5 protein-coding genes are annotated in these 6,950 nt (G+C 74.9%); 1 reads left to right on the top strand and 4 read right to left on the bottom strand.

Annotated features, from left to right (window positions below):
* Positions 1-129 precede the first annotated feature (129 nt).
* Positions 130-1,788: a maltose alpha-D-glucosyltransferase gene (gene treS / locus MNZ27_RS22605; protein WP_242396331.1), complete on the top strand. Its 1,659-nt coding sequence runs from the start codon at positions 130-132 to the stop codon at positions 1,786-1,788.
* Between the two features lie 95 nt (positions 1,789-1,883).
* On the opposite strand, the gene MNZ27_RS22600 is transcribed toward treS, so the two are convergent.
* The 4 genes from MNZ27_RS22600 to MNZ27_RS22585 form a co-directional block, all read right to left on the bottom strand.
* Positions 1,884-3,170, bottom strand: a complete 1,287-nt coding sequence (locus MNZ27_RS22600) for a sensor histidine kinase (protein WP_242396330.1) — start codon at positions 3,168-3,170, stop codon at positions 1,884-1,886.
* Between the two features lie 189 nt (positions 3,171-3,359).
* On the bottom strand, positions 3,360-4,880 hold the full coding sequence (gene malQ / locus MNZ27_RS22595; protein ID WP_242396329.1) for a 4-alpha-glucanotransferase: 1,521 nt from the start codon (positions 4,878-4,880) through the stop codon (positions 3,360-3,362).
* 12 nt (positions 4,881-4,892) lie between these two features.
* Entirely contained in the window at positions 4,893-5,615 is a 723-nt protein-coding gene (locus MNZ27_RS22590) for a hypothetical protein (protein ID WP_242396328.1), read from the bottom strand.
* A 12-nt stretch (positions 5,616-5,627) separates the two neighbouring features.
* Positions 5,628-6,848 carry a hypothetical protein gene (locus MNZ27_RS22585; protein WP_242396327.1) on the bottom strand — a complete coding sequence of 407 codons (1,221 nt, stop codon included), beginning with the start codon at positions 6,846-6,848 and terminating at the stop codon, positions 5,628-5,630.
* Positions 6,849-6,950: the final 102 nt, after the last annotated feature.

Genomic DNA, 6,950 nt, shown 5'->3' with positions numbered 1-6,950 from the left:
GGGGCCGCTGCGGCCGGGCGGGCGACCGAAAGCGGGGCGCGCCGCACGGGCCGCGCGCGCGGGCCGGCGCGGGCGGCGGCCGCGGCTTAACTCACCGCCGGAGGAGCGCACCCGGCGCGACCCGGATCCATGGCCATCCCTTCCCGCAGGCGTGCGGTCGACCCGCTCTGGTTCAAGGACGCGGTCATCTACGAGACGCACGTGAAGGCGTTCTGCGACTCGAACGGCGACGGCATCGGCGACCTGCGCGGGATCGTCGAGAAGCTCGACTACCTCCAGGAGCTCGGCGTCTCGTGCCTGTGGCTCCTGCCCTTCTTCCCGTCCCCGCTCCGGGACGACGGCTACGACATCGCGGACTACAAGGGCGTCCACCCCGACTACGGGACGGTCGAGGACCTCCGGGAGCTCGTGGCCGCCGCGCACGCCCGCAGCATCAAGGTCGTGGTCGAGCTGGTGGTGAACCACACCTCCGACCAACACCCGTGGTTCCAGCGGGCGCGCCGGGCGCCGCGCGGCTCGCCCGAGCGCGAGTTCTACGTCTGGAGCGACACCGACCAGCGCTACCGGGAGGCCCGGATCATCTTCACCGACACCGAGAAGTCGAACTGGGCCTACGACCCCGAGGCGAAGCAGTACTACTGGCACCGGTTCTTCGCGCACCAGCCGGACCTCAACTTCGACAGCCCGGCGGTGCTGCGCGAGGTCCTCGACACGCTCCGCTTCTGGGCGGAGCTGGGCGTGGACGGCTTCCGGCTCGACGCGGTGCCCTACCTCGTGGAGCGCGACGGGACGAGCTGCGAGAACCTCGCCGAGACGCACGCCGTCATCCGGAAGATCCGCGCGTACGTGGACGCGAACTTCCCGGGGCGGATGCTCCTCGCGGAGGCGAACCAGTGGCCGGCCGACGTGCGGCCGTACTTCGGCGAGGGCGACGAGTGCCACATGGCGTACCACTTCCCGCTCATGCCGCGGATCTTCATGGCGCTGCGGCTCGAGGACGTGGAGCCCGTCATCGAGGTCATGCGGCGGACGCCGCCGATCCCCGACAACTGCCAGTGGGCGCTCTTCCTCCGGAACCACGACGAGCTGACGCTCGAGATGGTGACCGCCGACGAGCGCGACTACATGTACCTCGCGTACAGCCAGGATCCGCGGATGAAGCTCAACGTCGGGATCCGCCGCCGCCTCGCGCCGCTGATGGAGAACAGCCGCCGGCGCATGGAGCTGCTCAACTCGCTGCTGTTCTCGTTCCCCGGCACGCCCGTCGTCTACTACGGCGACGAGATCGGCATGGGCGACAACATCTACCTGAAGGACCGGGACGGGGTGCGCACCCCGATGCAGTGGAGCCCGGACCGGAACGCCGGGTTCTCGCAGGCCGACCCCGCGCGGCTCTACGCGGCGCCGATCTCGGATCCGGTCTACGGCTACCAGGCGGTGAACGTCGAGGCGGAGCTCCGGGACTCCTCCTCGCTGCTCCACTGGATGCGGAACACCATCGCGCTCCGCAAGCTCTTCAAGGCGTTCGGGCGGGGGACGATGGAGTTCCTGCCCGTCGCCAACCGGAAGGTGCTCGCGTACGTGCGCCGCTACGACGAGGACGTGCTCCTGTGCGTCGCCAACGTCTCGCGCTTCGCGCAGCCGGCCGAGCTGGACCTGTCGCAGTTCGAGGGCGCCTCGCCGATCGAGATGCTCGGGTACACCGAGTTCCCGCGGATCGGGAAGCTGCCCTACTTCCTCACCCTCGGCCCCTACGGCTTCTACTGGTTCGAGCTCCGGAGGCCGTAGCTCCGTCCGGCGCGATCGACGCGAACGGCGCGAACGGCGCGAACGGCGCGATCGACGCGAACGGCGCGATCGACGCGAACGGCGCGAACGGGCCGTCAGGGCGCCGGGGCCGCCGCCGGCAGGCGCACCACGAAGCGGCTGCCGCGCCCTGGCGCCGAGTCCACCGCGATCCGCCCGCCGTGCGCGTCCACCAGGAGCCGGGCGATGTACAGCCCGAGCCCGAGCCCCTCCGGCTGGCGGCGGCCGTCCGACACGCGGTAGAAGCGGTCGAAGATCCGGGGGAGGATCTCCTGCGGGATGCCCACCCCCTGGTCGGCGACCTCGATCTCCACCGCGTCGCCGGACGCGGCGACGACGGAGACCTCCACCGGGGCCCCGGCCGGCGAGTACTTGAGCGCGTTCGAGAGCAGGTTCACCACGACGCGCTCGAGGCGGGCGGGATCCGCGAGCACCGGCGGGGCGTCGCCCGCCGCCCGGAGCCGGATCCGATCGGGCGGGAGCGGCGCCGAGAGCCGCTCGAGCACCTCGCGCAGGAAGGCGGGCACGTCGAGCGGCACCCGGGAGAGGGTGAGGTGACCGGACTCGAGCAGGACCATCTCCGAGAGATCCTGGAGCATCCTGCCCATCCGCTCGCTCGTGCGGACGATGGCCTCGGCGCGCTCCGCGACGGCCGGGGGGACGTCGGCGGCGCGCCGGATCAGGTGCGCGTGGGTGAGCACCGCCTGGAGCGGCGTGCGGAGGTCGTGGGAGACCATCCGGAGGAGGTCCTCGCGCATCTCGAGGAGCTCGTGCTCGCGGGTCACGTCGAAGACGGCCGCGACGACGTCGGAGCCGCCGCCCGACGGCTCGACGACCGGCGCGGCGCTCATCGTCACCCAGCGCGGCCGACCGCCGGGCGTCGCGGGGGTCCGCGCGTACGTCTCGGCGGCGACGGTCTCGCCGCGGAGCGCGCGCACGACCGGGCAGTCCTCCCGCGGAAGCGGCCGCCCGTCGGCGCCGAGCAGCCCGAGCGCCTGGATCCGCTCGGAGGCGGTGGTGTCGCGCCCCGGATCGGGGATCCCGACGACCTCCCGGGCCGCGACGTTCGCGCGCAGGATCCGGAGCTCGGAGTCGAACACCGCGATCCCCGCGGGGATCGCGGCGAGCACCGCGTCGAGCTCCGCCGCGCTGCGCGTCGCCGCGGCGGCGGCCTCCTCGGCGGCGCGGCGCGCCTTCACGTGCAGCGCGGCGTGCTCCCGGGCCACGGCGATCTGCTGACGGAGCACCGCCTCGACGCGGGCGACCTGGAGCGCCTTCGCGGCGAGCGCCTCGGAGTAGCGCTCCGCCGCCTCGCGGAGCCGCCGCTCCTCCTCGTACGCGGCGCGGAGCGCGTGCGGATCCACGACGTCCTCGACGGACGCCGGCGCTGCTCGTGCTGGTCGTCCCCCCGGATCGGCCATGGCAACACGCCCAATGGAAGCCTCTTGCTAGCATTCCGCGCGCGCGGCCGCCAGTGACGTACTGCCGCCGTCGAGCGGGCCCCGGCGCGTGGCGTCACCGAAGGGGAGAAGGCGCCGATGTCGGTCGGTTGCCTACCGCCCGTAGAGGACGGCGAGGCGGGCCAGGCGGGCCGCGAGCGCCGGGGTGAGCGCCTCCTCGCGCACGCGCCAGCGCCAGTTGTCACCCCCGGTCGTCGCGGGCCGGTTCATCCGCCCGGCGGAGCCGAGCCCGAGCACGTCCTGGAGCGGGACGACCGCGGCGTCCGCCACGGACGCGAACGCCGTGCGGATCAGGGTCCAGTTCATCTCGCGCCCGTCCGTCGCGAGGTACTCGCGCGCGAAGGACTTCTCCCGCGCGACGTCGGCCGCGGTGCGCACGCTCCCCTCCGGGCCGCCCTCCCACCAGCCGAGCGCGGTGTCGTTGTCGTGGGTCCCCGTGTAGACGACGAGGTCGCGCGCGTGGTTGTGCGGCCGGAACGCCGGCGCCTGCGGGTCGTTCCCGAACGCGAACTGGAGGATGGCCATCCCGGGCAGGCCGAGGCGGCGCCGCAGCGCCTCCACCTCCGGCGTGATGACGCCGAGGTTCTCCGCGACGAACGGGAGCTCCCCGAGCGCGCGCTGCAGGGCCTCGAACAGGGCGGCGCCGGGCCCGGGCAGCCACTGGCCCTGCTCGGCGGTGGCCGCGGCCGCCGGGATCTCCCAGGACGCCTCGAACCCCCGGAAGTGGTCGAGCCGGATCCGATCCACCAGCGCCAGCGTCGCCCGCACCCGCGCGATCCAGAACCGCCACCCGTCGCGCGCGACCGCGTCCCAGTCGTAGAGCGGGTTCCCCCAGCGCTGGCCGGTGGCGCTGAAGTAGTCCGGCGGGACGCCGGCGACGACGAGCGGCTCCCCGCCGGCGTCGAGGCGGAACAGGTCGCGGCGCGCCCAGACGTCGGCGGAGTCGTGCGCGACGTAGATGGGGAGGTCGCCGAGGAGCGCGATGCCGAGGGCGCGGCAGCGGGCGCGGAGCGCCCCCCACTGGCGGAAGAACGCGTGCTGCGCGAAGACCTCGGCGAAGACCTCCGCCGCGTGCCGCGCGCGGGCCGCGTCCAGCGCCGCGGGATCCCGCCGCGCGAGGGGGGCGGGCCAGCGGATCCACGGGACGCCGCCGTGGACGTCCTTGAGGACCGCGAAGAGCGCCCAGTCCTCGAGCCACTCCGCCTCGCGGGCGCGGAAGTCCTCGAGCTCCGCCGCCTGCTCGCGCGAGGCGCCCTCCGCGAACCGCCGCGCGGCGCGCGCCAGGCGGCGGCGCTTCCACGCGAGCGCCGCGTGGAGCTCGGCGCGCTCGGGATCCCCCGCCGGCGCGCCCGAGAGATCGCGGTCGTCGAGCCAGCCCTCGTTCCGGAGCACCTCGAGCGACACGAGGAGCGGGTTGCCGGCGAACGAGGACAGCGCCTGGTACGGCGAGTCGCCGAAGCCCGTCGGCGAGAGGGGCAGGATCTGCCAGAGCCGCTGGCCGGCCTCCGCGAGCCAGCCCGCGAACCGGTGGGCGCCGGCGCCGAGATCGCCGGCGCCGTGCGGGCCGGGGAGGGACGTCGGGTGGAGGAGGACGCCGCTGCGGCGATCGCGCATGCCGCCCCCGGGTTACAGGTGCTGGATCCGTCCGGCGTCGCGGCGCTCCTCGGCGGCGGCGCCGGGCCCGTCGGTGGGGAGGCGGCGGTCGAGCGCGCGGGCCACCGCGTCGCGCCCTCCGAGGCCGACGGCGAGCGCGGCGGCGAGGACGACCCCGCCCAGGAGGATGGCGAACGCGATGGTGGCGAGCCCGCCCCCCACGCCCACGTGCTCGAGCGCCATGGCGGCCGCGAGGACGAGCACGAGCCACTTCACGGCGAGCGACAGGGGGCGCGCCTGCTGGATCTGCTGGTTCACGGCCGCGATGAGGACGCTCCGCTCCAGGAAGCGCGCGGCGCCCGTGCCCACCAGCAGGATGATCGCCCCCATGACGAGCCGCGGGAGGAACGCCAGGAGCGACAGCCCGACCGCGGTCGTGGTGCTCGCGCCGAGCACGTCCAGGGCGAGGGCGAGGCCGACCAGGATCACGAGCCAGAACGCGCCGCGCGCGACGATCCACGACGGCTCGTGGTGCGGCTCGAGGCCGCGTCCGGTGGTCAGCCCCCACTCCCGCGCGCGCCGGTCGAAGCCGACGCGCGCCAGCACGCGGCGCAGGAGCCAGCGCACCAGGAAGGCCCCGGCGAGCGCGCCGGCGAGCACGAGCACCATGGCCACGACGCCGGGCAGGTCCGCGACCAGCACCGCGCCGAGCCGATCGAACGCCTCCGACAGCACCGCCTGGACCCGTTGCCACATGACGTCCTCCGGTCAGGGACTGAACCGATCCGGCCACCGCCAGCGCGAGATGAGGTACGGCTTCTCGGCCTCGAACGCCGCGCAGAGCCGCTCCACCCGGGCGTCGACCTCGGCGCGGGCGAGCGGCGCCACCTCGTTCACGTAGCTCGCGGCCCAGCCCAGGTAGAGCGGCGTGAGCGACTGGAGGAGCTGCGTGCGATCCATCACCCGCGCGTGCCAGCCGACGGCGAAGTCGTACACGACGCGCGCCCAGATCGCGTCGGGCATCCGGAACGCCTCGGGCGGCTCGCGCGGGATCCGCTGCAGCGCGAGGAGGGTCTGGGGCGGCAGCACGACCTTCCAGAGCGGCTGCAGGTCGTTCCAGCCGAGGGCGAACGCGGAGACGAGGGGGCCGCGCGCGGGCGGGGCGCCGGGATCGTCGGGCGGGCGGTCGTCGCCCACCGTCGGGATCGGGAGCGAGCCGCGGATCCGCTGCCAGCGTGCCGCCTGGAGCTCCATCTGCTGGAACACGGTGCCGAGCACGGTCGAGATCATCAGGGAGACGTCGCCGGGCTGCGCTCGCGCGCGCCCGCGCGGCCCGATGAACGCCTGGGCCAGCCCGTGCTCGCGCCCGGCGGCTAGCGAGATGACCCAGAGATCCGCGCCGCCGTGAGACGCGTCGGCGCGCCACTCCTCTTCCCGGAGCAGCCGCTCGGCGAACCGTCGCGAGACGACGATCTCGGCCGCGAGGGGCTGGCGCAGGCGCTGGCCGAACAGGGCGCGCGTGAGCGGGTAGACGACGCCGGTCACGAGCACGCCGTCGTACCGGCCGCGGGTGTAGGCGGGCGCGACGAGATCGAAGCCGCCGGTGAGGATAGGGGAGAGGAGCGTGTTCAGCCAATGCGGGTCGGCCGGCCGCGGCATGGGCTCGAGGAGCGCGCTCCCGGGCGCGCCCAGCGAGACCGCCACCTCGAGCAGGGCCGGGAGCGCCGCCGCGGGGCCGCCGCCGCCGGTGTAGATCGCGGGCGGACCGCCGTTCTCGCCCGCGGGGGGGACCCCCTCGCCCGGCGCGGCCGCGCCGCGCGGATCGCCGGTGAGCAGGAGCGAGAGCCCGGTCTTCCCGGGGAAGGCGTCGCGCAGCGCTCGCTGGAGCGCGACGGCTGCCTCGCTCGCCGCGAGCCGGTCCGGCTCGGCCGGGACCCCGATCACCACCTCCGGGGCGAGCGACTCGCCCGCTCTCGTCGGCTCGAGCACGCCCGAGAACGTAACTCGACCCGGCGCGGCGCGCGGGGCGCCGGATCGGGCGCGCGCGGGCGAGGGCACGGCCGGGCCACGCCGGCACGGCCGCCGGTCACC

Origin of the sequence: Anaeromyxobacter oryzisoli, from assembly GCF_022690765.1 — a bacterium.
Classification (GTDB): domain Bacteria; phylum Myxococcota; class Myxococcia; order Myxococcales; family Anaeromyxobacteraceae; genus Anaeromyxobacter; species Anaeromyxobacter oryzisoli.
The sequence above is the reverse complement of the archived record's forward strand: the minus strand, read 5'-3'. Positions and strand labels throughout refer to the sequence as shown.

Bases quoted from the DNA above. Each gene is read 5' to 3' on its own strand.
- treS (WP_242396331.1), top strand. From the start codon at position 130: ATGGCCATCCCTTCCCGCAGGCGTGCGGTCGACCCGCTCTGGTTCAAG.
- malQ (WP_242396329.1), bottom strand. From the start codon at position 4,880: ATGCGCGATCGCCGCAGCGGCGTCCTCCTCCACCCGACGTCCCTCCCC.
- MNZ27_RS22590 (WP_242396328.1), bottom strand. From the start codon at position 5,615: ATGTGGCAACGGGTCCAGGCGGTGCTGTCGGAGGCGTTCGATCGGCTC.